The organism is Pseudomonas sp. GW456-L12 (assembly GCF_059424045.1).
Map to the genome: position 1 here is coordinate 1 of NZ_JBWKZA010000031.1, position 25973 is coordinate 25973.

Sequence of the window (25973 nt, forward strand, 5' to 3'; positions counted from 1 at the left end):
GGATTGGTATTAAGCCGCCGACATTGCCGGGGTTGGTGGACAAGGACAAGGCGGGGAGTTTGATGGATGAGGCGTTGGCCAACCCGGCGAAAGAAACCGTACCGGGTCAGCTGTGCATTCGTATTTCCCCGTTGCCCAACATGCCGGGGTATCCGGATGAGCCCTATCAGCTCTACGCCGATGGCGCACTTATCGACAAAGGCTTCAGCGACGAGAAGGGCAATGTGCTTTTCCAGCATATTCCCGGTACCCGCAACTATTCGGTGGAAACGGTGAACGGACACCGTTTCAACCTGGACATGAGCGAAACCTCGACCGAACAGACGCGCCAACGCAGTGAGCGCCTGGGGCGTGAGGGATATCGCGACTTCCCGGGTGCGGCTGCCTCTCTGGAGGCGTTGAGCAGCAGTGAGGCGTTCCGCCAATTGTGGGCGGATCAAAGCGAGCAGAAAGAGTAAAGGAAGCACTCCATGACATACCTCGATCAGAAACTGTCGATCTCGCTTGAAGAAAGCGCCGCAACCCTGACTTCGGATTGGTTCGCCCACAAGAACAATCCGCTAAGCCCGCCACGTCCGGCAGGCAACGTGGTGACGCCGCTGGTGTGTGGCGAGGAAGCCTTCAAGAAGGTCTATGAATGCATCCAGGCAGCTACGAAAAGCATTGACCTTATCAGTTGGGGCTTCGACCCGGGATTGCGTCTCGACCGGGCCTCGACCGACAGCCCCAGTCTGGGAAAACTGCTCAGGCAGAAGGCCGAAAGTGGTGTCGAGGTACGGGTACTGATCTGGAACAACCGACTGGCCCAGCTCGGTGAAAACTCGGTGATCGGCGAGGGCTGGAGCGGCGCCGGCGGAACATCGATGGGTTCCGGAATGACCGCGGGCAAGCCGGCTGACACCAGCGCCCTGGGTGAAAAACGGAAAAAGCTCCTGGAAAAACAGCAGCAGGAGCAGGCACGCCTGGAAAAACTTCCGGCAAACGACGAGGCCGGCCGACGAGCCACGCGCGACCGTCTGATCGACATCCAGCAAAGCCTGGATGCCCTGGACAGCGGCTACACCAAGGGCCGTGATTCGGGAGGGACGGTTCAAGCCCCGAACGAACAGGTCGAGACCCGAGATTGGTATCGCTGGGTACACAGCCGCGAAGCCCGCAATATCGAGTTTCGTACGCGGGACTTCAAACTCGTAGGAGAGTTGACCTACGACGATCAAAATGGCCTGCGCATGCATTGGGGGCGCCTTGCCATCCTGTGGCGACTGCTCAAGGACGAGTCTCACGATGTGCCCTTCATGCAGATGCTGGCCCTGAGCCTATTTCCCAGCCATCACCAGAAAACCCTGGTGGTCGACTACATGGACCCGCAAAAAGCGAAAGGTCTTGTGATGGGCCACAACCTGCAGCGCAACTACTGGGACACCATCGCCCACGCCTACGACGATGCAGCCGGCAAGCGCGATCTGGGCTTCGGCCCCTGGCAGGACCTTTCCCTATTTGTACGCGGCCCGGTGCTGTTCGATCTCAATCACAATTTCTGCAATGCCTGGGACAAGAGCAGCAGTTGGATACGCCGTGTCTTCAAGGGGACCCTGAATCACGAGCGGTCGTCGGTCAAACCACTGAGCCTGATTTGTGACGGTGGAGAGCCCGCGCAGATTTGCCGGACCCAACCGGAGGAAGGCCCGGAAAAAACCATTCTCGAGGTATATGAAAAGGCCCTGGGTAATGTGCATCAGTACGCCTATATCGAGAACCAGTACTTCCGCTACAAGCCGCTGGCCGAACGCCTGAAGAAAGTTGCCGCCGACTATGTTGCCGCCGGCAAACAACAGGACCTGCACCTGTTCGTGGTCACCAACAACCCGGAGAGTGGGCACTTCTCCAGTTCCACCTACGAGATGCTCGACACCCTTGGCCAGGGTGAGCTGATGCCTTTGGCCCACCGTGACCTGCTCTACGATCAACGCCAGCTTGCCTACCGCCAGCGCGAACTGAAGGCCCGTGACGAATCGCCGACACGCGATCAGGAGCTGGCCAAGGTACAGACGCAAATGCATGAGCAGGGTATCGATCCGAGTCGCGCCGATGAACTCCTGGCCATGGACCCCAACAAACACTACAACCAGGCCGCGGCTCGCGAACTGGAGCCGGAGATGCTGCCGCCCAAGGGGTTGAAAATCATTGTCGCGACTCTGGTCAGTTGCAAGGACGGCGGCGAAACCGCTACTCCCAAGACGCGCGAGCAGCGCCAGACCGAACGCGATATCACCGAACATCTCGGCCCGGAACAAGGAATGGCGCAGTACAAGTCCATCTATGTACACAGCAAGCTGCTGCTGGTGGACGACCTCTTCTTCACCCTGGGCTCCGCCAACATCAACGAACGCAGCCTGAACTCCGACTCCGAACTGAATATCGCCATGCCAAGCCCGCAAACCACCCGGACCTGGCGGGAGCGGTTGTGGGGGATGCATTCGGGGAATGAAGTAAGCTCAGAAAAGCCTACGCTAATTAAAAACATTGAAAAAGATTATAGAAACTGGGAACAGGTGATAGATGACAACTGGAAAAACCAGAAAGGAAATCTACCACTAAATGGAAATCTAGTTCGATTCTGGGATTTGGTGACGCCTTATGCAACGGCCGTTGATTAATTTAATATTTTTATTACTCGCCCTACTCTTCGGAAACACTGCCATGGCTTACGAATTTAAGTGCGCACATGAAAAAGATACTGCCCCGCCTCTGGATCAGCAAGCAGATCAATGGTTCAAGCAAGCTCGTTCTATAAGTAAAGAGCGCTTACCTGACTGGGCGAAAATAGCACAACTCTACCAGCAGGCTGTAGAGAGAAACCACTGGAAGGCGATGCACAATCTTGCAGAGCTGTATTTGCGTGGTGACGGGGTAAAAAAAGACACCAACAAGGCCATCGACCTATATATGCAGATGGTTAAACTGGAAGTGCCGCTGGGATACTACGACATGAGTGTGATGACACAGCGGGGCATAGGCGTAGTTCAATCTGACAAAGATGCCATGATGTTCCTGCTTAGGTCAGGAGATTTAGGTAGCCCTCTTGCTCAGACTAGGCTAGGAAACATATATATATATGAGATCAAGAAAACCAAGCTTGGAGTAGATTATTTGCGCTGCGCCGCCCACCAAGATGATGCAAAAGCAAACTACGAACTAGCTGCTTATTACAAAATAGTAGACAAGAACTTCCCTGTCGCCATGCACTACTACCAGCGATCGGCAGCCCTTGGCGATATCAAAGGAGCATTGTTTGTCGAAAACACTTTCACAAAAGGTGATCTTGGCTACCCTAAAAACATGAAGATCGCAGCTGACTATAGCCATATATATGATCAGCTTTCTGAAAATCCAGAACTCCGCTTTCCAAAAATAGTTAAAGACTACCCGCTTCCACCCCACCCCATTCAGGGTTATCACGCCGACAAAGACATTAATTGGAAACCTACCGGACGTGATGATGACTATTAAAGCACTGCTGGCTGTTGTGCTATTGGGCAGCAGTGGTTTTTCCATGGCATATGATTTCAAGTGTGTTCATGAAAAAGACACTGCTCCGCCCTTGGACCAGCAAGCAGATGAATGGTTTAAACAAGCTCGGGTGCTTAGTAAAGAACGTCCGGCCGACTGGAGCAAAGTGGCCAGCCTGTATCAGCAGGCTGTAGAAAAGAACCATTGGAAAGCGATGCACAATTTTGCAGAGCTATATTTACGTGGTGATGGGGTTGCTAAGGATACGAACAAGGCGATTGATTTATACCTAAAAATGATACAGCTGCAAGCTCCTCTGGGTTACTACGATATGAGTGTAATGACACAAAGAGGGGTTGGTATTGTGCAATCAGACAGGAGCGCTGTGCAGTTCTTGATTAGGGCTGCAGATTTGGGAAGTCCTCAAGCTCAAACCAGAATCGGATATATCTATATATACGATAGAAGGAAGGATGCTGTAGGGCTTGGGTACTTGAAGTGCGCGGAGAGACAGGGTTATGCGGACGCAGCTTATAAGTTGGGGTCTTATTATGAGGTTGTGGATGAGAACTATCCTGTCTCCATGCATTATTATCAGAGAACTGCAGCTCTAGGTGAGCGGAAAGGTGCCATGGAAATAGAAGATGTATTTCAAAATGGTAAGTTTTCTTATAATAAAGACAAGAAGACTGAAGATGCATACTACAAAGTGTCCAGGGAGCTAGCCAACAATCCAGACTTGCGCTTCCCCAATCTGGCCAAAGACCACCCACTGCCACCGAACCCTGTGCAGGGCTATCACGCCGATAAAGACATCAACTGGAGACCAACCGGACGCGATGACGATTATTAAGAGAAACCCACAACGAGCCTATGCGAAGCATCAAAACGCGACTTATGGGCTGTCCCGATAAAGGAGCCGCACAATGCATAGGATATTCACGGTACTGGCGATTTTGCTGCTTGCCATCTCGATACTCAGCGCGTTGCTCGGCCTGGGTGGTATTGCTGGTGGGGCAAGTGGTAGTGGGAGCATTTCCGACTCCGTTGACGTTGCGTTCCTGATTGCCAAAGTGCTGCTCGCCTTGAGCCTGTTGTCTGGAGTGCTGGCTATTGCCTGGCCGAGGAGTGGATGAGGATCAGGTCTCAGGATTCACAGGGCTATAAGCGGACCGCTTCTCGCCCGATTTGTAAGGTTGCTGGTAAATGAGTGTGACTTGGTAGTCATAATCACCAATAACGCACTCATCTTCCCTTAACGTTGCATAACGGTGGCGTTCCCCCCTGAAGCCGCTACACTGCGCCAGCCGTTCATTTTTCCTTTGGGGCTTTGCGCATGAAATTTCGTTTTCTTCTGTGGATGCTGGGGCTGTTGATGGGCAAGGCCAGTCGGACCAATCCGGCGTTCCAGCAGCAGTTGGGTGACAAGGAACTGGTGTTCCAGCTGCAGACGCTGGATGGCAAGGTGGCGCGGCATTTCCGGGTGAAGGATCAGCGGATTACCAGCAAGGCGGGTGTGTATCCCGAGCCAGCATTCGCCATTGCCTTCAAGGATGCGGCCTATGGTTTTGCCACGATGCAGGCGAAGAACAAGCAATTGGCCTTTATGACCGGGATTCAGGACAAGTCGATCCAGATCAAGGGCAACCCGGCGCTGGTGATCTGGTTCCAGGGGCTGACCAAGTACCTGAAGCCGAAGAAGGCCAAGCCGAAGGCTTGAGGGCGGGCTGTATACCAGCCGGAAGATGATCGCGGGCAAGCCTCGCTCCTACGGGAGCGGGGCTTTTTTCTGGGCTCAGTGCTGGCTGAACTGCGAGGCCAGTTCGCGCAGCAGCACTTCGGCTTCCAGGACTTTGCTGACCACGTCTTCGGCTTTGTCGCGGGACAGGCCGAGGCGTTCGAGCAGGGCGTCAGGGATGTCTTCGACGGGGCCGGAGCCGATGCCGCGGCTGCGCAGCAGGCGCACGGCCAGGCACACCAGGTTCGGGTATTCGGCGTAGGCGCCGTCGTAGCTCGGGTCGTGCTGGAAGCGCAGGGCGGTGGACAACTCGTCCGGCATGTCCCAGTAGCGCATCAGCCAGGCGCCGATCTGCTCGCGGCTGATGCCCAGCAGGTGCTGTTCGACGTAGCTGTGGCACAGGTGCGGGTTGACCTCCAGGTGGCGGCAGATCAGCGAGAAGTGCGGCGGGAAGACGTGGGCCAGCAGCAGGTAGCCGAAGTTGTGCAGCAGGCCGGCGAGGTAGGTCAGGCCGGCTTCCGGGCGCTGGGCGCGTGGCATGGCGCGGGTCAGGCCTTCGATGACGGCGGCGGTATAGATCGACTGCTGCCAGTACGGTGTGCTGTGTTGCGGGTGGTCCTTGGGCAGGCTCAGGGTCTTGCCCAGGGCCAGGCCCAGCGCCAGGTTGATCACCAGGTCGAAGCCCAGCACGCGGACGATGGCGTCTTCCACCGAGCGGATCTTGCCCGGCGAGGCGTAGTAGGGCGAAGCGGCCCAGCTCACCACTTGCGCGGCCAGGGCCGGGTCGGTTTCCACCACGCCGGTGATGTCGTCGATGGTGGCGTTGGGGTCGACCCGCAGCTTGATGATCTTCTGCGCGGTTTCGGCCAGCGGCGGAATCTCGATGGTCGCTTCCAGGCGTTGCTGGATGCGCCGGGCGGTGAAGGCCTGCATCGCCTGGGTGATTTCCTCGCGGTCGTCGTCCGGGCGGTCGAGGTTCGGGCGGATGCTGCTCAGGGCCTCGCCGAAGTTGCCGGCGCTGGCCTTGCTCAGCATGCTCTTGAAGGCGTCGCTGGTGATTTCCAGCAGCAGGCCAGGCTCACCAGAGTTGATCAGCAGGGTCGGCTCGCGCAGCAGGCTTTCGTCATACAGGCAGGGCGAGCTGGTGAGCGCCGGCAGGCCGGGCAGCAGGCTCAGGTTGTGTTTGCCGAGCATGCGCTCCAGGCGTTCCGTGGAGACGGCGGTCAGGCGGCGGCCGGTCAGTTCGGCGAGGCGATTGAGGTCCAGCAACTGGCTCTGGGGGAACAGCACCATCAGCGCGCCGACGGCGTCGTCCAGCAGGACCGCCTGTACCTTGCGCGCGGCCGGCAGGCCAGGATGGTCGAGGACTTCCGTGAAACCGATGTCCAGCTTGCCGAGCAGCAGCCGGATTACAGACGGAGCGTGCGGGGCTGCGGTGGCGAGGGCAACTTCTGTCATGGTCTGTATCCGTTTTCAAACAATTTCAGGAGTATAACCAGCTTGATCGGGGCATTCGCCCCTTAACTGAGACGCTGCTCACACTTGGCCGTATTGCTGCCCGTGGCGCAGCCAGCGTTCCAGCAGCGGGCTGACGTGGTGCGGCCAGCGCTCGAGCAAGGCCTGGGCGGCATCGCGCACGGCCGGCAGCAGGTCGGCATCGCGCATCAGGTCGGCGACCTTGAATTGCAGCAGGCCGGTCTGGCGGGTGCCGAGCATCTCGCCGGGGCCGCGCAGTTCCAGATCCTTTTCGGCGATGACAAAACCGTCGTTGGTTTCGCGCATGATGCCCAGGCGCTGGCGGCCGATCTGCGACAAGGGAGGATGGTAGAGCATGACGCAATGGCTGGCGGCGCTGCCCCGACCAACGCGACCGCGCAACTGGTGCAGCTGGGCCAGGCCCAGGCGCTCGGGGTTCTCGATGATCATCAGGCTGGCGTTGGGCACATCGACGCCGACTTCGATCACGGTGGTGGCCACCAGCAGCTGCAATTCACCGGCTTTGAACTGGCCCATGACCTCGGCCTTTTCCGTCGGCTTCATGCGCCCGTGGATCAGGCCGACCCGCAGTTCGCCCAGGGCGCTGCTCAGGTCTTCGTAAGTGGTTTGCGCGGCCTGGCAGGTCAGCTCTTCGGATTCCTCGATCAGCGTGCACACCCAATAGGCCTGGCGCCCTTCGGCGCAGGCGGCGCGCACCCGCTCGATGACTTCGACCCGCCGCGAGTCGGTGACCAGCACGGTGTTTACCGGCGTACGGCCAGGGGGCAGCTCGTCGAGGATCGAGGTGTCCAGGTCGGCGTAGGCACTCATCGCCAGGGTCCGTGGGATCGGCGTGGCGGTCATGATCAGTTGGTGCGGGCACAGGCGTCCGCCCACGCCTTTCTGGCGCAGGGCCAGGCGCTGCTGCACGCCGAAGCGGTGTTGTTCGTCGATGATCACCAGCGCCAGGTTCTTGAACTGCACTTCGTCCTGGAACAGCGCGTGGGTGCCGACCACCATCGGCGCGCCGGCGGCGATCTGTTCCAGGGCGGCTGTGCGGTTCTTGCCCTTGAGCTTGCCGGCCAGCCAGGCGACTTCCAGCCCCAGCGGCTCGAGCCAGCGCTTGAAGGTGATGAAGTGCTGCTCGGCGAGGATCTCGGTCGGTGCCATCAGCGCCACCTGATAGCCAGCTTCCAACGCCTGGAGGGCGGCGAGGGCGGCGACCACGGTCTTGCCGGCCCCCACGTCGCCCTGGATCAGCCGCAGCATCGGCTCGGGCTGGCTGAGGTCGTAGGCGATCTCGTTGCCGACCCGTTGCTGCGCGCCGGTGGGTGGAAAGCCTAGGTTCTTCAGGTACAGCGCTGGCAGCCGGGTGGCCTTGGGCAGCGCCGGGGCGAGTTGCGAGCGCAGGCTTTCGCGCAGGCGCTGCTGGGACAGCTGATGGGTCAGCAGCTCTTCGAACGCCAGGCGATGCTGGGCCCAATGGTGACCCAGGGCCAGTTCGTCGACATCGGCATCGGCCGGCGGGTGGTGCAGGTAACGAATCGCATCGTCCAGCGGCGCCAGCTGGTAATCCCGCGCCAGCTCTTGCGGCAGCCAGTCCGGCAGGCTGCGCGGGCCGAGCAGGGCCAGGCTCTGCTGGCACAGCATGCGCAGGCGCTGCTGGGTCAGGCCTTCGGTGAGCGGGTAGATGGGGGTCAGGGTCTGGTCCACGGGCGGCGGTTCATCGCCGCTGATGGCGCGGTATTCCGGGTGGTAGATTTCCAGCCCCGACGCGCCTGGGCGGGCTTCGCCATAACAGCGCACGCGGGTGCCGCGCTTGAGGCCTTCTTTCTGCGCGTTGCTGAAATGGTAGAAGCGCAGGCTGAGCCCGCCGGTGCCGTCCTGCAGGCGCACCAGCAGGCTGCGGCGCTTGCCCATCACCACGTCGGCGCCGCTGACGGTGCCTTCGATCACCGCGTCCTGCCCGGGGCGCAGCGCGCCGATCGGTACTACGCGGGTGCGGTCCTGATAGCGCAGGGGCAGGTGGAACAATACGTCCTGCAGGTTCTCCAGGCCGACCTTGGCCAGCTTCTCGGCCATGGCTTCGCCGACGCCCTTGAGTGCCGTGACCGGCACATTCGACAGCTCAGTCATCGCGACGGCTTAGCTCGCGGCAGGCGGCTTGGCCACCGAACACAGGCGGATCGAGTCGGCGAGAATCTCGATGGCTTTCGGCCGCGGGAAGCTGGCGCGCCAGGCGATCGCCACGGTGCGGAACGGCACGGGCGCGGTCAGCGGCCGCACTTCGATCACGCCCGGAGCGTAGTGATGGCTGTCCACCGCCGAGAGCGGCAGGATCGAGACGCCAAGGCCGGAAGCGACCATATGGCGGATGGTTTCCAGGGAGCTGGATTCCACCGTGGTGTGCTTGGCGCCGTCGTTGCCCTTGGTCAGGGTCGGGCAGGCTTCCAGGACCTGATCGCGGAAGCAGTGGCCTTCGCCCAGCAGCAACAGGCTCTTGTCGTTGAGCAGGTTGGCGTCGATGCTCTCTTTCTGGGTCCAGGGGTGGGTGCTGGGCATCAGCACGTAGAAGGGTTCGTCGTACAGCGGCAGGGTCAGCACGTCGGCTTCGTTGAACGGCAGGGCGATGATGATCGCATCCAGTTCGCCGTTGCGCAGCTTGTCGCGCAGCACGTGGGTGAAGTTCTCTTCGATATACAACGGCATCTGCGGGGCGACCCGGTGCAGTTGCGGGATCAGGTGCGGGAACAGGTACGGGCCGACGGTGTAGATCGCGCCGACCTTCAGCGGGGCGGTCAGCTGGTTCTTGCCGGCCTGGGCCAGTTCGCGAATGCCCTGGGCCTGTTCGAGGACCTTTTGCGCCTGGGCGACAATGCCTTCGCCGACCGGCGTCAGACGTACCGCACTCTTGCTGCGCTCGAAAATCAGCACACCGAGTTCGTCTTCAAGCTTCTTCACGCCCACCGACAGGGTCGGCTGGCTGACATGGCAACGCTCGGCCGCGTGGCCGAAGTGCTGCTCTTGGGCGAGGGTAACGATGTAGCGTAATTCAGTAAGAGTCATAGCGGACGTCCATGAGGTTGCGGGCCAAGCATACCGGCTGCAATCGATAGACGCACGTTATCAGACTCAATGCTCGCTGTGACACCGGGCAATGCATGCCGGTCATGCCTGGAAAAGCAAAAAGGCACCTTTGGGTGCCTTTTTGCTGGGGATTGCCTGGGCATCATGCTTAGCGGCGACGTTTCTCCAGGGAGTAAACGAAGGGCGCGACAATCTCGATCGAGCCGTTGTTGAGCATGTCCGCCGGTGGCTTGGGCAGCGGCTGGGCGCGGCGGATCATTTCCAGGGTGGCCCGGTCCAGATCGGCGTTGCCCGAACGTCCTACCAGTTCATAGGACAGCACGTTGCCTTGGGCGTCGACCACGAAGCGCAGCCGGTTCAGGCCTTCCTTGCCGCGTGCCTGGGCACCCGGCGGGTACTTCTTGTACTTGGCCAGGTGCGCCAGCAGCGTGCCTTGCCAGCTTTCCTTGGCGGCGATCTGCGCCGGCGACGGGCCCGGAGCAGGTGCCGAGGACGGTGCCGCGGTGGGCGTCGGCGGAGCGTCGCTAGGCTTCTCTTCGCTCGGCTTTTCCTTCGGCGGTTCCGGCTTTTTCTCCACCGGCTTGGGCGGTTGCGGCTTGGGCTTGGGTTTGACCGGCTTGGGCACGGAAATCGTCGGCTTCGGCGCTTCCGCGAGTTTGGGCAGCGGCAGCTCTTCGACCGGAGCCGGCGGCTGCGGTGGCGTCACGACCTTGGGCGGCGCGGGAGGAGGCGGTGCCGGAAGCGGCGCCAGCTCGACCATCATCGCCTGGGGTGGCAGCTCGACCGGCATGGGGGAGCTCCAGTTGAGCGCGAGCAGGATCGCGACCGCATGGACCCCCAGTACGATGGCCAGGCTACCGCTGTAACGCGTCAGTTTTTGGCGCGTCGTGATCATTTCTTGGTAGCCGTCTCAAGTCCGACCAGGCCGACCTTCAGGTATCCGGCGGCCCGCAGGGCATCCATTACGCTCATCAGGTCGCCGTAATCCACGCCTTTGTCGGCCTGGAAGAAGATCGTCGTGTCTTTCTTGCCCTGGGTCTTGGCGTCGAGGGTGGCGCCGAGGGCTTCGGCCTTCACTTCGTCGTCGCCGAGGTACAGGCGTTGGTCGGCCTTGACGCTGAGAAACACCGGTTTCTCGGGGCGTGGTGCCGGTTTGGCCGTTGAGGCCGGGAGGTCGACCTTGATGTCCACGGTAGCCAGCGGCGCCGCGACCATGAAGATGATCAACAGCACCAGCATCACGTCGATGAACGGCGTGACGTTGATTTCGTGGTTTTCGGCGAGATCGTCTTCTGCGCCTTCTTTCAAATGCAGGCCCATGGCGGATTACCCTACTTTGGCCACATGAGGTTGCGCAGAGCGCTCGGCGGTCGGCAGGTGATCGAGATCACGGCTGACCAGCAGCAGGACTTCTGCGGAAGCGTCGGAGACCTGGGCCTTGTAGCCGGCGATGGAGCGGGCGAAGACGTTGTAGATGACCACCGCCGGAATGGCCGCGACCAGACCCAGGGCGGTTGCCAGCAGGGCCTCGGCGATGCCGGGGGCGACGACGGCGAGGTTGGTGGTCTGGGTTTTGGCGATGCCGATGAAGCTGTTCATGATGCCCCACACGGTACCGAACAGACCGACGAAGGGCGCGGTGGAACCGATGGTGGCGAGCACGCCGGTGCCGCTGCTCATGTTGCGGCCGCAGGCGGCTACCAGGCGCTCGAGGCGGAAGCTGACGCGCTCCTTGATGCCTTCTTTCTCGCGGCTGTTGGCCGACAGGCGCATTTCTTCCAGGGCGTCGTGGACCAGCAGGTTGGCCAGGGTGCCTTCTTTGGCGGCGGTGACGCTGGCTTCCTTGAGGGTGGTGGCCTTTTTCAGGTTGAGGATTTCACCGCGCAGGCGACGCTTAGCGCCCATCAGCTCGAAGCCTTTGGCGATCCAGATGGTCCAGGTGATGATCGAGGCGATGGCCAGGCCGATCATCACCAGCTTCACGATGATGTCGGCGTTCTGGTACATGCCCCACGGGGACAGGTCGTGGGCCATGCCCAGGGAGTTGTCCGCTTCGAGGACTTCAGGTGCATCGCCGGCTGGTTCGCCTTCGGCAGGTGCCGGCGCTGCAGCGACCGGAGTGGCTACCGGCGCCGTGGCGTCGGCCGGCGCGTGGGCTGCCGCAGGTGTCGCGGCGCCAGCCGGGGCCTGCTCATCGGCGAAGGCCGCGGTCGGTGCCAGCAGCAGGCTGAACAGCAACGCTGCGGCCGCGCTCATGGCGCGCAGCGGGCTTGGGCGTTGGGTTGGCGAAGCGGAGAATTGATTGCGTGTCATGCTGGCCGGACCTGAGAGGGAAAAGGGTAAGTGTCCTTCTAGGCCTCGCAGGGCCGAGAACAAATGGGCCGTCATTATTGCAACTAATTCTTGTTAACAGAAGTAATAGAGTATCTTTTTTTCTTTGATTGCTAGCCGCTCGTCCATTGCCGACGCTAGTCTGTGCCTTTCTGATAGGAGTTTTCTGATGTCCGCCCCTTCTGTTCTGATCGCTGGCTGCGGTGATGTCGGCAGCCGTCTGGCGAAGCAACTGCTGGCTGAAAACTGGCAGGTCTACGGCCTGCGGCGCACGGTTTCGCAATTGCCGGAAGGGGTGATCGGTGTGGCGGGCGATCTTTTCAGTGAGCAGTGTCCGTCAGCCTGGCCCACCACACCGCTGGATTACCTGGTGTACAGCGCGGCCGCCACCGAGCATGACGAGGCGGGCTATCGTGCGGCCTATGTCGAGGGGCTGACCCATGTCCTGGGTTGGCTCAAACAGAACGGACAGTCGCCGAAACGCCTGCTGTTTGTTTCCAGCAGCAGCGTATACGGGCAGAAAAATGGCGAGTGGATCGACGAGACCTCGCCGGCCCAGGCCGACGGCTATTCCGGGCGACTGATGCTCGAGGCCGAGCAAGTGGCCTTGCAGAGTGGCATTCCAGCCAGCCTGGTGCGGTTGACCGGGATTTACGGCCCGGGGCGGGAATGGCTGTTGAATCAGGTGCGTCAGGGGTATCGCGTCGCCATCGATCCACCGCTGTATGGCAACCGCATTCATGCCGACGATGCCGCGGGGTTGCTGGCCTTCCTGTTGCAGGCCGATCGGCGCGGCGTGGTGCTTGAGAATTGCTATATCGGTGTCGACGATGCACCGGTGCCTTTGGCCGAGGTGGTGGGCTGGCTGCGGGAGTACCTGGGCGTGACCGAGTGGGCGGACAGCTCGAGCGTGCGGCGTTCCGGCAGCAAGCGCTGCAGCAATGCCCGCGCCAGGGCCCTGGGCTGGGCGCCGCGTTATCCGAGTTTTCGCGAGGGGTATGCGCAGATTATCGAAGGGTAGGGCTGAGCCGCATCATGGATAAAGAAAAAGGAGCCTTGCGGCTCCTTTTTGCTGGATCACTGTTTTTCCAGTAGCCACTGGCGCGTACCCGGGGTGAGGGAAGGTACCTCGTTCGCCTGGGAGGCGTTGATGGGCTGGAAGATCTCCAGTTGCTTGCCATTGCGCGCAAAGATCCACGGGTTGCCCTGGCCGTTGAGCTGCAGCCACAGGTTGTCGTAGCCGCCGCTCATCGAGGCGCAGTCGCCGGCGAGGCACAGTGCGTAGCGATCGGCGCCCGGCAGGCCCATGACCTGGCCGTTGGACTGGAACAGCACGGTGCCGCCTTCGCCCGGGCCGTTGACGATTTTCCATTCGCCGCCCAGGTAAGCCGAGTACAGGGCGCGCTCGAAGTTGGCGCCCAGTGGCGCGCCTTCCGGGGCCGGGTCCTTGGGACGATCGAAGACCTGCTCCGGCTCGTTGTCGTTGGCTTCTTGCAGCAGCTGTTTGCCGTCGCGTTTCAATTCGCTGGCGGAGCTGCCGTAGAAATCGATTTTCCAGGCGCCGGACTCTTCAGCCAGCACCTTGCCTTCGACGTTTTCGAAGCCGTTGGTGTAGCGCGCCTGGCTGGCCTTGGTGTTGACGTCCCATTCCAGGTTCGGGCCGTAGCCTTGCAGGGCTTCGCGCAGCGGTCCGCCTTTGGCGGCGGCGTCGATGGCGACCTGATTGATCCAGGTACCACTGATGTCACGGTCGGCGGGATCGCTGGCGCAGCCACCGAGGAACAGGGCGCACAACGAGAGGGCTAGCGCTTTGCGCATGAGAAAATCCTTTCAGAACGGAGACGGCGCGGCCTGGGTAGCCGCGCCGGACGTGTTACTCGATGACCAGGATGGCATCCATTTCAACCTGCGCGCCTTTTGGCAGGGCGGCAACGCCGATGGCGGCGCGGGCAGGGTAAGGCTGCTGGAAGTACTTGCCCATGATCTCGTTGACCTTGGCGAAGTGGCTCAGGTCGGTGAGGAAGATGTTCAGTTTGACGATGTCCTTGAACGAACCACCGGCGGCCTCGGCCACGGACTTGAGGTTCTCGAATACCTGGACGGTCTGGGCTTCGAAGCCTTCCACCAGTTCCATGGTCTTTGGATCGAGCGGGATCTGGCCAGACATGTAGACGGTGTTGCCTGCCTTGATCGCCTGGGAGTAGGTACCGATCGCGGCGGGTGCCTTGTCGCTGGTGATAACGGTCTTGGTCATGAATGACTCCTTGTAATGGGCGGGCTATATAGCGAGCTATGCACGCATGCGAGTGATGCGAATGACGCCGGTCAGGGCGCGCAGTTTCTTGATCACGCGGGCCAGGTGCACGCGGTCGTGCACGCTGACCACCAGTTGGACCACGCTGATGCGACCATCCCGTTCGTCCATGCTGATTTTCTCGATATTGCCGTCGGCCGCGTTGACGCTGCTGGCCAGCAGGGCGATCAGGCCGCGCTGGTGCTCCAGCTCGACGCGCAACTCGACGTTGAATTCGCCGGTGACATCCTTGGCCCACGAAAGCTGGATGCATTTTTCCGGGTTGTGGCGGATTTCGCTGATGTTGCGGCAGTTGTCCAGGTGCACCACCATCCCTTTGCCCGCGGACAGGTGGCCGACAATCGGGTCGCCCGGGATCGGCGTGCAGCACTTGGCGTAGCTCAGGACCAGGCCTTCGGTGCCGCGAATGGCCAGCGGACCTTCCGGGCTTGGCAGCTGTTCGCCTTCGCCGAGCAGGCGGCGGGCGACCACATAAGCCATGCGATTGCCCAGGCCGATGTCTTCCAGCAGGTCTTCGATCAGTTCCAGGCGATACTCGGTGAGCATCGCTTGCACGCGTTCGGCGGGGATCTTTTCCAGGGCGCTGTCAAAACCGTTGAGCACCTTGTTCAGCAGGCGTTCGCCCAGGCTGATGGACTCGGAGCGGCGTTGCAGTTTCAGTGCGTGGCGGATGTGGGTGCGAGCCTTGCCGGTGACCACGAAGTTGAGCCAGGCCGGGTTGGGGCGTGCGCCCGGGGCGCTGACGATTTCCACGGTGGAGCCGCTTTGCAGCGGTTCGGACAGCGGCGCCAGGCGGCGATTGATCCGACAGGCGATGCAACTGTTGCCGACGTCGGTGTGTACCGCATAGGCGAAGTCCACCGCCGTGGAGCCTTTGGGCAGCTCCATGATCCGGCCTTTCGGCGTGAACACGTAGACCTCGTCCGGGAACAGGTCGATCTTCACGCTTTCGATGAATTCCAGGGAGTTACCGGCGCGTTGCTGCATCTCCAGCACGCCCTTGACCCACTGCCGAGCCCGGGCGTGGGTGCCCTTGGGCTGCTCGTCGCCGCTGGATTTGTACAGCCAGTGGGCGGCAATGCCGTTGTTGGCCATCTCTTCCATTTCGCGGGTGCGGATCTGGATCTCGATCGGCACGCCGTGCATGCCGAACAGCGTGGTGTGCAGCGACTGGTAGCCGTTGGCCTTGGGAATCGCGATGTAATCCTTGAAGCGACCCGGCAGCGGCTTGTACAGGTTGTGCACGGCGCCGAGCACGCGGTAGCAGGTGTCGACCTTGTCGACGATGATCCGGAACGCGTAGACGTCCATGATCTCGTTGAAGGCCCGGCGTTTGCCGCGCATCTTTTTATAGATGCCATACAAGTGCTTCTGGCGGCCGCTGACCTCGCCCTGGATGCCGTCGATGGCCAGGCAGTGGCTCAGGGATTCTTCGATCTTGTTGACGATTTCCTTGCGGTTGCCCCGGGCGCGCTTGACCGCCTGGTAGATCCGCGCGGAACGCATCGGATGCATGGCCTTGAAACCGAGGTCTTCAAATTCGATGCGGATGCTGTGCATGCCCAGGCGGTTGGCGATGGGTGCATAGATCTCCAGGGTTTCCTTGGCGATCCGCCGGCGTTTTTCGCCGGACAGCACTTCCAGGGTGCGCATGTTGTGCAGGCGGTCGGCCAGCTTGACCAGGATCACGCGAATATCGCGCGCCATGGCCATGGCCATCTTCTGGAAGTTTTCCGCTTGGGCTTCGGCCTTGGTCTCGAAATTCATCTGGGTCAGTTTGCTGACCCCGTCGACCAGTTCGGCCACGGTTTCACCAAACTGCGCTTGCAGCGCTTCCTTGGCGATACCGGTGTCTTCGATCACGTCATGCAGCATGGCCGCCATCAGGCTCTGATGGTCCATATGCATGTCGGCGAGAATGTTTGCGACCGCTAACGGGTGCGTGACGTACGCCTCGCCGCTGCGACGGCGCTGACCGTCATGGGCCTGTTCGGCGTAGAAGTACGCTCGGCGGACCAGATTGACCTGGTCCGTGCCGAGATAGGTCGATAAGCGATCGGCGAGGGCGTCTATGCTCGGCATGATGACTCCTGCCGTAAGCTGTGATCCCGCGCCGTGCTACGTCGACCAGGCATAGGCTTAGACGGCCTCGTTGGACTCGTCCTCGAATGCAGCAAAAAGCGGTTCATCTTCAACGATTTCGGCTTCGGCGATAGCTGCGTAGTCGATCAGGCCTTCAGCGATTTCGCGCAGGGCGACGACGGTAGGCTTGTCGTTTTCCCATGCTACTTTCGGCTCTTTGCCGCCGGTTGCCAGTTGACGGGCACGCTTGGTAGAGAGCATGACCAGCTCAAAGCGGTTATCCACGTGTTCTAGACAGTCTTCAACGGTTACGCGGGCCATGGTCTTCCTCGTAGCAAATGCAATATGCGCGCTGCCCGGATGGGCGAGCGGACTCAACAGTTTAAAAAATCACCAGCGATTAGGGAAGCGCTGATTTTTTAACCAAGCTTTCCGGCCCGCTACAAGTGCCAATGTAAAGCCCTTGCAGCGGTTTTGGGAAGTGCTATTCAGCCCAGCAATTCGGCGAGCAATTTACCGAAACGCTGTTGCTGGCGCTTCTGCTGCAGCTGGTTGGTGCGGAAAATCGCCTTCAGATCGTCCAGCGCGTGGGCGAAATCGTCGTTGATGATCAGGTAGTCGTAGTCGACGTAGTGGCTCATCTCGCTGACCGCTTCGCGCATCCGGCCTTCGATGATCTCGTCGCTGTCCTGGCCACGGTTGGTCAGGCGCTGGCGCAAGGCCTGCTGGGAAGGCGGCAGGATGAAGATCGAACGAGCCTGGGGCATCAGCTTGCGCACCTGCTCGGCGCCTTGCCAGTCGATCTCCAGGATCAGGTCGTGACCTTCGTCCAGGGTCTGCTGCAAGTGGCTTTGGGAGGTGCCATAGAGATTGCCGAAGACTTCGGCGCGCTCGAGGAAGTCGCCGTGTTCACCCATCTTCACGAACGCTTCGCGCGAGACGAAGTGGTAGTTCACGCCGTCCACTTCGCCCGGGCGCATGGCGCGGGTGGTGTGGGACACGGAAACGCGGATCGACGGATCGGCGTCGATCAGGGCCTTGACCAGGCTGGTCTTGCCCGCGCCCGAAGGGGCGGAAATGATGTAGAGGGTGCCGGTGCTGTGGTTCATGTCGGGGTAGCCTTACTCAATATTCTGTACTTGTTCGCGCATCTGCTCGATCAACACCTTGAGGTTGACCGCAGCCTGGGTGCTACGCGGGTCGAAGGCCTTGGAGCCCAGTGTGTTGGCTTCGCGGTTGAGTTCCTGCATCAGGAAGTCCAGGCGCCGGCCGGCGGCGCCGCCGGACTTGAGCACGCGGCGAACTTCGATGATGTGGGTGCTCAGGCGGTCCAGTTCTTCGGCGACGTCGCTCTTCTGGGCGAGCAGCACCATTTCCTGTTCCAGGCGTGTTGGGTCCAGCTCGGCCTGCATGTCGGCGAAGCGGTCGAGAACCTTCTGGCGCTGGGTGGCGAGCATCTGCGGGACCAGTTCGCGCAGGGTCACGACGTCTTCCTCGATGGAGGTCAGGCGTTCGTTGATCAGGCGGGCCAGCTCCGCGCCTTCGCGCTCGCGGCCGCTCTTCAGCTCTTTCAGCCCTTGGTTGAACAGGCTCAGGGCTTCGTTGTTCAGCGCCTGCGGGTCGCTGGCATCGGCCACCAGGACGCCGGGCCAGGCCAGCACTTCCAGTGGGTTCAGCGCCGCTGGCTGCTTGATCAGGCTGGCAACGGACTCGGCTGCCGCCACCAGTTGCGCGGCGCGCTCCCGGTCGACCTGCAGTGGTTTGCCGGTGGTTTCTTCGGTGAAGCGCAAGGTGCATTCGAGCTTGCCGCGCGACAGTCCCTGGCGCAGCGCCTCACGGACCGCGCCTTCCAGGTCGCGAAAGGATTCCGGCAAGCGCAGGTGCGGTTCCAGGTAACGGCTGTTGACCGAGCGCAGTTCCCAGCTCAGGGTGCCCTGAGTGCCGGCCCGTTCTACCCGGGCGAAGGCGGTCATGCTGTGCACCATGGAGGTACCTCCGATACAGGTCCGCCGCCAACCGCGGAGGGTTGCACGGGCCCGATATGAATGAATTGAAGCCGACAGGCTGCGAAGGCGCAGGATTGTAGCGCAGTGCGGTGGATGCTCCCAAACTGCGGGTGTGACAAAGCGCTGCGGGGCGACCGGAGGGCCGTTCCAGAGGCGTCGCCGACGGGCCGGGGTTTTTAGAACTGCCCAGGCAGGGCCGCGGGCTCTATAATGATCGGCAGTTTTCCGTCCCCGTACAGGTATTTCCCTATGAAACGTCCAAGTGGTCGCGCTGCCGATCAGCTCCGCTCGATCCGCATCACCCGCAACTACACCAAACACGCCGAGGGATCTGTACTGGTCGAGTTCGGTGATACCAAAGTGATCTGCACGGTCAGCGTCGAGAACGGCGTGCCCCGCTTCCTCAAGGGCCAGGGCCAGGGTTGGTTGACCGCCGAATACGGCATGCTGCCGCGCGCCACCGGTGAGCGTAACCAGCGTGAAGCCAGTCGTGGCAAGCAAGGCGGCCGCACTCTGGAGATCCAGCGTCTGATCGGCCGTTCCCTGCGCGCTGCGCTGGACATGACCAAGCTGGGCGACGTCACCCTGTATGTCGACTGCGATGTGATCCAGGCCGATGGCGGTACCCGTACCGCGTCGATCACCGGTGCCATGGTGGCCCTGGTGGATGCGCTGAAAGTGATCAAGAAGCGGGGCGGCCTGAAGGGCGGCGACCCGATCAAGCAAATGATCGCGGCGGTGTCCGTGGGCATGTACCAGGGCGAGCCGGTGCTGGATCTGGATTACCTGGAAGACTCGGCGGCCGAGACCGACCTCAACGTGGTCATGACCAGCACTGGCGGTTTCATCGAAGTCCAGGGCACTGCCGAAGGCGCGCCGTTCCAGCCGGAAGAACTGAACGCCATGCTGGCCTTGGCCAAGAAAGGCATGAGCGAGATCTTTGAATTGCAACAGGCAGCCCTGGCTGACTGATTGCCCGGTAGCTTTCAGCAAGGAGAGCCGCATGAACGACGACCAGCTTCCGCAACCTGTCCCGAGCCATGAGGTGCGTCAGTGGGCGATGTTCTGTCACCTGTCGGCCTTGCTGGGCATCTGGATTCCGTTCGGCACCCTGATCGGTCCGTTGGTGCTCTGGCAGATGAAGCGCGAGACCGATCCGTTCATCGATGCCCAGGGCAAGGAAGCGCTGAACTTTCAGATCACCGTGGCCCTTGCCTCGCTGGTCTGCTTCCTGCTGATGGTTGTGCTGGTGGGTTTCCTGCTTTTCGGTCTGCTGGCGATCGGCGCCCTGGTGCTGACCATCATCGCCGGGGTCAAGGCCAATGAAGGGGTGGCGTACCGTTACCCGTTCACCTGGCGATTGATCAAATAGGCCGAGCGCCCACAAAAAAGCCGACACTGATGTCGGCTTTTTTGTGGCTGCGAAAAGACGCTTAGATGGTCAGCGTCCAGTCGTAGTCCACGATCAGCGGCGCGTGCTGCGAGAAGCGCGGCTGGCGTGGCAGGCGTGCGCTGCGCACGAAACGACGCAGGCCTGGGGTCAGCAGCTGATAGTCGAAGCGCCAGCCCAGGTTGAGCATCTCGGCCTGTTCGTTGTCCGGCCACCAGCTGTATTGATCGCCTTCGCGGCTGACTTCGCGCAGGGCGTCGACATAACCCATGTTGCCGACAATCTCGTCCATCCAGGCACGCTCAGGCGCCAGGAAACCCGGAGATTGTTGGCTGTCGCGCCAGTTCTTGATATCCAGCTTCTGTTGCGCCACGTACAGCGAGCCACAATAAATGTACTCGCGACGTTTGCGCCGCTGTTTATCCAGGTAACGGGCGAAGTCGTCCATAAGCTTGAACTTCTGGTTCAAGTCTTCATCGCCGTTCTGCCCGGAAGGAAGCAGCAAGGTCGCGATGCTGACCTTGTCGAAATCGGCTTGCAGGTAGCGCCCGTAGCGGTCGGCCGTCTCGAAGCCGAGACCGCTGATGACAGCCTTCGGTTGCAACCGCGAATACAAAGCCACACCGCCTTGGGCGGGAACTTCGGCATCGCAGGCATAAAGGAAGTAGCCATCCAGTTGGAAGGCTGGATCGTCCAGTTCAAAGGCGGAGGCGCGGGTGTCCTGCAGGCAGATGACGTCGGCATTCTGTGCTTGCAGCCAACTGAGCAAACCTCGCTCCACTGCAGCCTGAATACCATTGACGTTCACACTGATGATCCGCATAAATGGCCCCAAAAATCACGTGCGTGTATGATACCCGAGGTCTACCTAATTAGCTAAATCCGTGGTATTTGGGGCTTTTTCATGCAGGCGTATCAGCGCGATTTCATTCGTTTTGCCATCGATCGCGGGGTTTTGCGCTTCGGTGAGTTCACCCTGAAGTCCGGGCGTACCAGTCCTTACTTCTTCAATGCCGGCCTGTTCAACAGCGGCTCGGCCCTGGCGCAGCTGGGGCGTTTTTATGCCGCGGCGATCGTCGACAGCGGCATTTCTTTCGATGTGCTTTTCGGTCCTGCGTACAAAGGCATTCCTTTGGCGGCGGCGACGGCCGTGGCCCTGGCCGAGCATCATCAGCGCGATCTGCCATGGTGCTTCAACCGCAAGGAAGCCAAGGCTCACGGCGAAGGCGGCAGCCTGGTCGGCGCGCCATTGACTGGCGACGTGCTGATCATCGACGACGTGATCACCGCGGGCACGGCGATCCGCGAAGTGATGCAGATCATCGAATCCCAGGAGGGCGCCAAGGCCGCGGGTGTGCTGATCGCCCTGAACCGCCAGGAGCGTGGCAATGGTGAGTTGTCGGCGATCCAGGAAGTCGAGCGCGACTTCGGCATTCCGGTGGTGAGCATTGTTTCCCTGACCCAGGTCCTGCAGTTCCTGGCGGACGATCCGGCGCTCAAGCAGCATCTGCCGGCGGTGGAAGCCTACCGCGCGCAATTCGGCGTCTGAGTATTGTGGGAGCGAGGCTTGCCCGCGATAGCGGTCTGACCTGATACACCGCTATCGCGGGCAAGCTCCGCTCCTACGGAAGGCGCAATAAAAAGCCCCCGCCTGGCTTGCCCAGGCGGAGGCTTTTTATTTGCAGCGCTTAAGGACGCTTGCGATTGCTGATCAGGGTGCCGACACCGGTATCGGTGAAGATCTCCAGCAGAATCGCATTGGGTACCCGACCGTCGATGATCAGCGAGCTGCCCACGCCACCCTGTACCGCTTCCAGCGCGCAGCGGATCTTCGGCAGCATGCCGCCGTAGATGGTGCCGTCTTCGATCAGGGCATCGACCTGCTGGGTGGTCAAGCCGGTCAGCACCTTGCCCGACTTGTCCATCAGGCCGGCGATGTTGGTCAGCAGCATCAGCTTCTCGGCTTTCAGCGCCTCGGCCACCTTGCCGGCCACCAGGTCGGCGTTGATGTTGTACGACTCGCCGTTGGCGCCGACGCCGATCGGGGCGATCACCGGGATGAAATCACCTTTGACCAGCAGATTCAGTAGGTCGGTGTTGATGCCGACCACTTCGCCTACGTGGCCGATGTCGATGATTTCCGGGGTGGTCATTTCCGGCGTCTTGCGGGTGACGGTGAGCTTCTTCGCGCGAATCAGCTCCGCGTCCTTGCCGGTCAGGCCGATGGCGCTGCCGCCATGGCGGTTGATCAGGTTGACGATGTCCTTGTTCACCTGGCCGCCGAGGACCATCTCCACCACGTCCATGGTCGCCGCGTCGGTGACGCGCATGCCATCGATGAAGTGGCTTTCGATGGACAGGCGCTTGAGCAGGTCACCGATTTGCGGGCCGCCGCCATGCACGACCACCGGGTTGATCCCGACAGCCTTCATCAGCACGATGTCGCGGGCGAAGCCGGTCTTCAGCTCCTCGCTTTCCATCGCGTTGCCGCCGTATTTGATCACCAGGGTCTTGCCGACATAGCGGCGAATATAAGGCAGCGCTTCGGACAGGACCTTGGCGGTATTGGCGGCGGCATCGCGTTCGAGGGTCATTCAGGGCTCCGGCACTTCAATAAAGGCGCTTGAAGAAAATCAAAACGGTAGTTGGAGGTCAGGTGCAACACGTTTCAGCTGGGTGTGGAACACATCCTTGATGCGCTGCAGTTCGGCTTCGTCATCGGCTTCGAAGCGCAGTACCAGCACCGGTGTGGTGTTGGAGGCGCGAACCAGGCCCCAGCCTTTGGGGTAGTCGACTCGTACGCCGTCGATGGTGGTCAGGTCGGCGCCTTCGCCCCATTGCGCGTCGTGCAGCGCATCAATGATGCTGAATTTGCTCTCTTCGGTCACATGGATATTGATTTCCGGCGTAGAAATATCGTTCGGGAAGGTGGCGAACAGCTCTTCCGCGTTGGATTTTTCCTTGCTGAGGATCTCCAGCAGCCGCGCGGCGCTGTAGATACCGTCGTCGAAACCGAACCAGCGTTCCTTGAAGAACACATGCCCGCTCATTTCACCGGCCAGCAACGCACCGGTCTGCTTCATTTTCTTTTTGATCAGCGAGTGACCGGTCTTCCACATGAGTGGGCGACCGCCGTATTCCTTGATCAGCGGGATCAGGCGGCGGGTGCATTTGACGTCGAAGATGATCTCCGCGCCCGGGTTGCGCGCTACGACATCCTTGGCGAACAGCATCAACAGGCGATCGGGGAAGACGATGCTGCCGGTGTTGGTCACGACGCCAACGCGGTCGCCGTCGCCGTCGAAGGCCAGGCCGATATCGGCGTTGGTCTCGGCGACCTTGGCGATCAGGTCTTCCAGGTTCTCGGGCTTGCCCGGGTCCGGGTGGTGGTTGGGGAAGTTGCCGTCCACTTCGCAGAACAGCGGGATGACTTCGCAATTCAGCGCTTCGATCAGCTGAGGCGCGATGACGCCGGCCGCGCCGTTGCCGCAATCGACCACCACTTTCAGGCGACGGGCGAGTTTGACGTCGGCAGTGATTTCCTTGCCGTAGCGATCGAGGATGTCGACCTTGGTGATGCTGCCCTGGCCGCTGCTCAGGTTGTTGGTCTTGAGGCGATCGTGCAGGGCCTGGATCTGTTCGTTGGCCAGGGTGTCGCCGGCAATGACGATCTTGAAGCCGTTGTAGTTCGACGGGTTGTGGCTACCGGTCAGCATCACCCCGGATTTGCCAGCCAGCACATTGGCCGCGTAATACAGCGCCGGTGTCGGTACCAGGCCGACATCGCTGACGTGGCAACCACTGTCGTGCAGGCCCTGGATCAGTTGCGCCACCAGCTCGGGGCCGGACAGGCGACCGTCACGGCCTACGCAAACGTTGGGTTCGCCCTGGGCCAGGCTCTCGGAGCCAATGGCGCGACCGATCCAGTAGGCGGTCTCAGCGTTCAGGGTTTCCGGAACGGTTCCGCGAATGTCGTAAGCGCGAAAGATGCTTTCAGGGAACTTGGGTACGACTTGGGCTGCATTGCTCATCACTGGGGTGCTCCGTCTAAAAGGGGGCAGGACAGGCCGGAATACTGACCGGAAGGCTCAAACTGAAGGGTATGACGGCGTTTTTGCCCTTGGGTTCATGGTGCAAAAATGCCATCTGATGAGCGTCAGCTCTTTTTCGACCACCTTCAGCCTTGATTCCGGGCGGCTCAGTCTCTGAGTAAAGCAGCAGAATTTTAGTGTTGAAACACAGCCCGCCAATCTAGGGCCGAGTTTTTGGCTCGGCCCGTTTTTTTTCTTAATGGCTGCCGGAGTGACCGAAACCGCCCGCGCCGCGCTGGCTTTCGTCGAAGGCTTCGACCACTTCGAAGTGCGCCTGGACCACGGGTACCAGTACCAACTGGGCAATGCGTTCACCCACCGCGATGTTGAAGGCGGTCTGGCCACGGTTCCAGCAGGAGACCATGAGTTCGCCCTGGTAATCGGAGTCGATCAGGCCGACCAGGTTGCCCAGGACGATGCCGTGCTTGTGACCCAGGCCGGAGCGCGGCAGGATCAGCGCGGCGAGGCCTGGGTCGCCGATGTAGACGGACAGGCCGGTAGGAATCAGCAGGGTCTGGCCCGGTTCCAGGAGGGTGTCCTGCTTGAGCATGGCGCGCAGGTCGAGGCCGGCGGAGCCTGGCGTTGCGTACTGCGGCAGGGGGAATTCGTTGCCGATGCGTGGGTCGAGGATCTTGGCTTGTAAAGCGTGCATGCGAGTTAAACCTGGTTCAGCCGTTCGGCGATGAAAGAGATCAGTTGGCGGGCAATCTTGCCCTTGCTGGTCTGGGCGAAGAGAGTTGCGTGCAACTCCCGGTCAATCACGCTGCAGGCGTTTTCCTCGCTGTTGAAGCCAATGCTCGGGTTGGCCACGTCGTTGGCGACGATCAGGTCGAGGTTCTTGTCTTTGAGTTTGCGTGCAGCGTAGTCGAGCAAGTGTTCGGTTTCAGCGGCGAAGCCGACGCTGAACGGACGGTCGGGGCGGGTGGCGATGGTGGCCAGGATGTCCGGGTTGCGCACCATCTGCAGCAACAGGCCGTCGCCGTTCGTAGGGTCTTTCTTCAATTTCTGTGGGGCGACGACTTCCGGGCGGTAGTCCGCGACCGCCGCCGAGGCGATGAACAGGTCGCATGGGATGGCGGCCTCGCAGGCGGCGAGCATGTCGCGGGCACTGACCACGTCGATCCGGGTCACGCGATCCGGGGTCGGCAGGTGCACGGGACCGGTGATCAGGGTGACCCGGGCACCGGCTTCGACCGCGGCTTCGGCCAGGGCAAAGCCCATTTTTCCGGAGCTGTGGTTGGTGATGTAGCGCACCGGGTCGATGTTTTCCTGGGTCGGGCCGGCGGTAATCAGCACGTGTTTGCCGGTCAGCGCCAGGTGCTGGAAGCAGTCGGCGGCGCACAGCGCCAGATCGTTGGCTTCGAGCATGCGGCCCAGGCCGACGTCGCCACAGGCCTGGCTGCCGGAAGCCGGGCCGAAGACCTTCAGGCCACGGCTTTGCAGCAGCTGGGTGTTGGCCTGGGTGGCAGGGTCGCGCCACATGGCCTGGTTCATGGCCGGGGCGATGGCGACGGTGGCGTCGGTGGCCAGGACCAGGGTGGTCAGCAGGTCGTCGGCGATGCCTTGGGCCAGGCGGGCGATCAGGTCGGCGGTGGCCGGGGCGATCAGCACCAGGTCGGCCCATTTGGCCAGTTCGATATGGCCCATGGCGGCTTCGGCCGCGGGGTCGAGCAGGTCCAGGTGGACCGGGTGCCCGGACAGGGCCTGCATGGTCAGCGGGGTGATGAATTCACTGCCGCCACGGGTCATGACCACACGTACTTCCGCGCCGTGGTCGAGGAGTCGGCGAACCAGCTCGGCGCTCTTATAGGCAGCGATGCCGCCGCCGACGCCGAGAACGATGCGTTTCCGATACAGCCGCTGCATAGGCCTGCCTTTCAGTTCAATGATTGCTGCGTGTAACACCCCCTCCCCAGGGGAAATTCCACGCAAAAAGATGGGCTAAGAT

Annotated in this window: 25 protein-coding genes and 2 pseudogenes; 10 read left to right on the forward strand and 17 right to left on the reverse strand. The window is 61.1% G+C overall.

The annotated features are described in order from the left end of the window. The 6 genes and pseudogenes from AC07Y9_RS26785 to AC07Y9_RS26810 all read left to right on the forward strand — a co-directional run. Positions 1-458, forward strand: a pseudogene (locus AC07Y9_RS26785) (type VI secretion system tip protein VgrG); the annotation flags it as partial. A 12-nt stretch (positions 459-470) separates the two neighbouring features. After that, positions 471-2657 carry a phospholipase D-like domain-containing protein gene (locus tag AC07Y9_RS26790; protein ID WP_102678950.1) on the forward strand — a complete coding sequence of 729 codons (2187 nt, stop codon included), beginning with the start codon at positions 471-473 and terminating at the stop codon, positions 2655-2657. A gap of 43 nt (positions 2658-2700) precedes the next feature. Further along, on the forward strand, positions 2701-3510 hold the full coding sequence (locus AC07Y9_RS26795; RefSeq protein WP_085533185.1) for a tetratricopeptide repeat protein: 810 nt from the start codon (positions 2701-2703) through the stop codon (positions 3508-3510). Then, positions 3500-4363, forward strand: a complete 864-nt coding sequence (locus AC07Y9_RS26800) for a tetratricopeptide repeat protein (protein ID WP_223816100.1) — start codon at positions 3500-3502, stop codon at positions 4361-4363. The genes AC07Y9_RS26795 and AC07Y9_RS26800 overlap by 11 nt, the downstream gene beginning before the upstream one ends. A gap of 73 nt (positions 4364-4436) precedes the next feature. After that, positions 4437-4646 carry a hypothetical protein gene (locus tag AC07Y9_RS26805; RefSeq protein WP_102678948.1) on the forward strand — a complete coding sequence of 70 codons (210 nt, stop codon included), beginning with the start codon at positions 4437-4439 and terminating at the stop codon, positions 4644-4646. Between the two features lie 200 nt (positions 4647-4846). Next, positions 4847-5230 (forward strand): hypothetical protein, encoded by a 384-nt coding sequence (locus AC07Y9_RS26810; protein WP_007921172.1) that lies wholly within the window; start codon positions 4847-4849, stop codon positions 5228-5230. A 75-nt stretch (positions 5231-5305) separates the two neighbouring features. Here the strand turns inward: AC07Y9_RS26810 and AC07Y9_RS26815 are convergent, their stop codons facing one another. The 6 genes from AC07Y9_RS26815 to exbB all read right to left on the reverse strand — a co-directional run bounded on the left by AC07Y9_RS26815 (position 5306) and on the right by exbB (position 12124). Beyond that, entirely contained in the window at positions 5306-6706 is a 1401-nt protein-coding gene (locus tag AC07Y9_RS26815) for an aminoacyl-tRNA deacylase and HDOD domain-containing protein (protein ID WP_102678947.1), read from the reverse strand. Positions 6707-6784: 78 nt separating this feature from the next. Beyond that, complete coding sequence (gene recG, locus AC07Y9_RS26820) at positions 6785-8860, reverse strand: ATP-dependent DNA helicase RecG (protein ID WP_007921149.1); 2076 nt, start codon at positions 8858-8860, stop codon at positions 6785-6787. 9 nt (positions 8861-8869) lie between these two features. After that, entirely contained in the window at positions 8870-9790 is a 921-nt protein-coding gene (locus AC07Y9_RS26825; protein WP_009046190.1) for a hydrogen peroxide-inducible genes activator, read from the reverse strand. A 169-nt stretch (positions 9791-9959) separates the two neighbouring features. Continuing rightward, positions 9960-10706, reverse strand: a complete 747-nt coding sequence (locus AC07Y9_RS26830) for an energy transducer TonB family protein (RefSeq protein ID WP_007921144.1) — start codon at positions 10704-10706, stop codon at positions 9960-9962. Further along, the gene (gene exbD, locus AC07Y9_RS26835; protein WP_007921142.1) at positions 10703-11131 is read right to left on the reverse strand and encodes a TonB system transport protein ExbD; all 429 of its coding nucleotides are present in this window, start codon (positions 11129-11131) and stop codon (positions 10703-10705) included. Before exbD ends, AC07Y9_RS26830 begins: the two co-directional genes overlap by 4 nt. Before the next feature lie 6 nt (positions 11132-11137). Further along, complete coding sequence (gene exbB, locus AC07Y9_RS26840; protein WP_062824235.1) at positions 11138-12124, reverse strand: tonB-system energizer ExbB; 987 nt, start codon at positions 12122-12124, stop codon at positions 11138-11140. Positions 12125-12311: 187 nt separating this feature from the next. Between exbB and AC07Y9_RS26845 the strand changes: the two genes are divergently transcribed. After that, a complete protein-coding gene (locus AC07Y9_RS26845; protein ID WP_102678946.1) occupies positions 12312-13163 on the forward strand; it encodes an SDR family oxidoreductase in 852 nt (283 codons plus the stop codon). Between the two features lie 56 nt (positions 13164-13219). On the opposite strand, the gene AC07Y9_RS26850 is transcribed toward AC07Y9_RS26845, so the two are convergent. The 6 genes from AC07Y9_RS26850 to AC07Y9_RS26875 form a co-directional block, all read right to left on the reverse strand. After that, positions 13220-13960, reverse strand: coding sequence for a putative periplasmic lipoprotein (locus tag AC07Y9_RS26850; protein WP_007921135.1), 741 nt, complete (start codon positions 13958-13960; stop codon positions 13220-13222). 55 nt (positions 13961-14015) lie between these two features. Then, positions 14016-14396: a RidA family protein gene (locus AC07Y9_RS26855; protein ID WP_007921133.1), complete on the reverse strand. Its 381-nt coding sequence runs from the start codon at positions 14394-14396 to the stop codon at positions 14016-14018. Between the two features lie 36 nt (positions 14397-14432). After that, positions 14433-16538, reverse strand: coding sequence for a bifunctional GTP diphosphokinase/guanosine-3',5'-bis pyrophosphate 3'-pyrophosphohydrolase (gene spoT, locus AC07Y9_RS26860; protein WP_007921131.1), 2106 nt, complete (start codon positions 16536-16538; stop codon positions 14433-14435). Between the two features lie 57 nt (positions 16539-16595). Beyond that, positions 16596-16859 carry a DNA-directed RNA polymerase subunit omega gene (gene rpoZ, locus AC07Y9_RS26865; protein ID WP_007921129.1) on the reverse strand — a complete coding sequence of 88 codons (264 nt, stop codon included), beginning with the start codon at positions 16857-16859 and terminating at the stop codon, positions 16596-16598. A 167-nt stretch (positions 16860-17026) separates the two neighbouring features. Further along, positions 17027-17647, reverse strand: coding sequence for a guanylate kinase (gmk, locus tag AC07Y9_RS26870; protein ID WP_053263107.1), 621 nt, complete (start codon positions 17645-17647; stop codon positions 17027-17029). A gap of 12 nt (positions 17648-17659) precedes the next feature. Then, on the reverse strand, positions 17660-18523 hold the full coding sequence (locus AC07Y9_RS26875; protein ID WP_007921125.1) for a YicC/YloC family endoribonuclease: 864 nt from the start codon (positions 18521-18523) through the stop codon (positions 17660-17662). 270 nt (positions 18524-18793) lie between these two features. Here AC07Y9_RS26875 and rph point away from each other — a divergent pair, with 270 nt between their 5' ends. Both rph and AC07Y9_RS26885 read left to right on the forward strand, forming a co-directional pair. Next, positions 18794-19516 carry a ribonuclease PH gene (gene rph / locus AC07Y9_RS26880; RefSeq protein ID WP_007921124.1) on the forward strand — a complete coding sequence of 241 codons (723 nt, stop codon included), beginning with the start codon at positions 18794-18796 and terminating at the stop codon, positions 19514-19516. Positions 19517-19547: 31 nt separating this feature from the next. Further along, entirely contained in the window at positions 19548-19916 is a 369-nt protein-coding gene (locus tag AC07Y9_RS26885; protein ID WP_007921123.1) for a DUF4870 domain-containing protein, read from the forward strand. Between the two features lie 61 nt (positions 19917-19977). Here AC07Y9_RS26885 and crc read toward each other — a convergent pair whose 3' ends face one another. Then, the gene (gene crc / locus AC07Y9_RS26890; RefSeq protein WP_003176915.1) at positions 19978-20757 is read right to left on the reverse strand and encodes a catabolite repression control protein Crc; all 780 of its coding nucleotides are present in this window, start codon (positions 20755-20757) and stop codon (positions 19978-19980) included. A gap of 81 nt (positions 20758-20838) precedes the next feature. Between crc and pyrE the strand changes: the two genes are divergently transcribed. After that, complete coding sequence (gene pyrE / locus AC07Y9_RS26895) at positions 20839-21483, forward strand: orotate phosphoribosyltransferase (RefSeq protein ID WP_007921122.1); 645 nt, start codon at positions 20839-20841, stop codon at positions 21481-21483. 139 nt (positions 21484-21622) lie between these two features. On the opposite strand, the gene argB is transcribed toward pyrE, so the two are convergent. From argB to coaBC, 4 genes and pseudogenes are all read right to left on the reverse strand, one after another. Next, positions 21623-22528 carry an acetylglutamate kinase gene (gene argB, locus AC07Y9_RS26900; protein WP_007921120.1) on the reverse strand — a complete coding sequence of 302 codons (906 nt, stop codon included), beginning with the start codon at positions 22526-22528 and terminating at the stop codon, positions 21623-21625. Between the two features lie 39 nt (positions 22529-22567). After that, positions 22568-23974 (reverse strand): annotated as a pseudogene (locus AC07Y9_RS26905) (phosphomannomutase/phosphoglucomutase); the annotation flags it as partial. A gap of 247 nt (positions 23975-24221) precedes the next feature. Beyond that, positions 24222-24677, reverse strand: coding sequence for a dUTP diphosphatase (dut, locus tag AC07Y9_RS26910; protein WP_009046184.1), 456 nt, complete (start codon positions 24675-24677; stop codon positions 24222-24224). A gap of 5 nt (positions 24678-24682) precedes the next feature. Continuing rightward, positions 24683-25891 carry a bifunctional phosphopantothenoylcysteine decarboxylase/phosphopantothenate--cysteine ligase CoaBC gene (coaBC, locus tag AC07Y9_RS26915; protein WP_007921117.1) on the reverse strand — a complete coding sequence of 403 codons (1209 nt, stop codon included), beginning with the start codon at positions 25889-25891 and terminating at the stop codon, positions 24683-24685. Between the last annotated feature and the right edge of the window lie 82 nt (positions 25892-25973).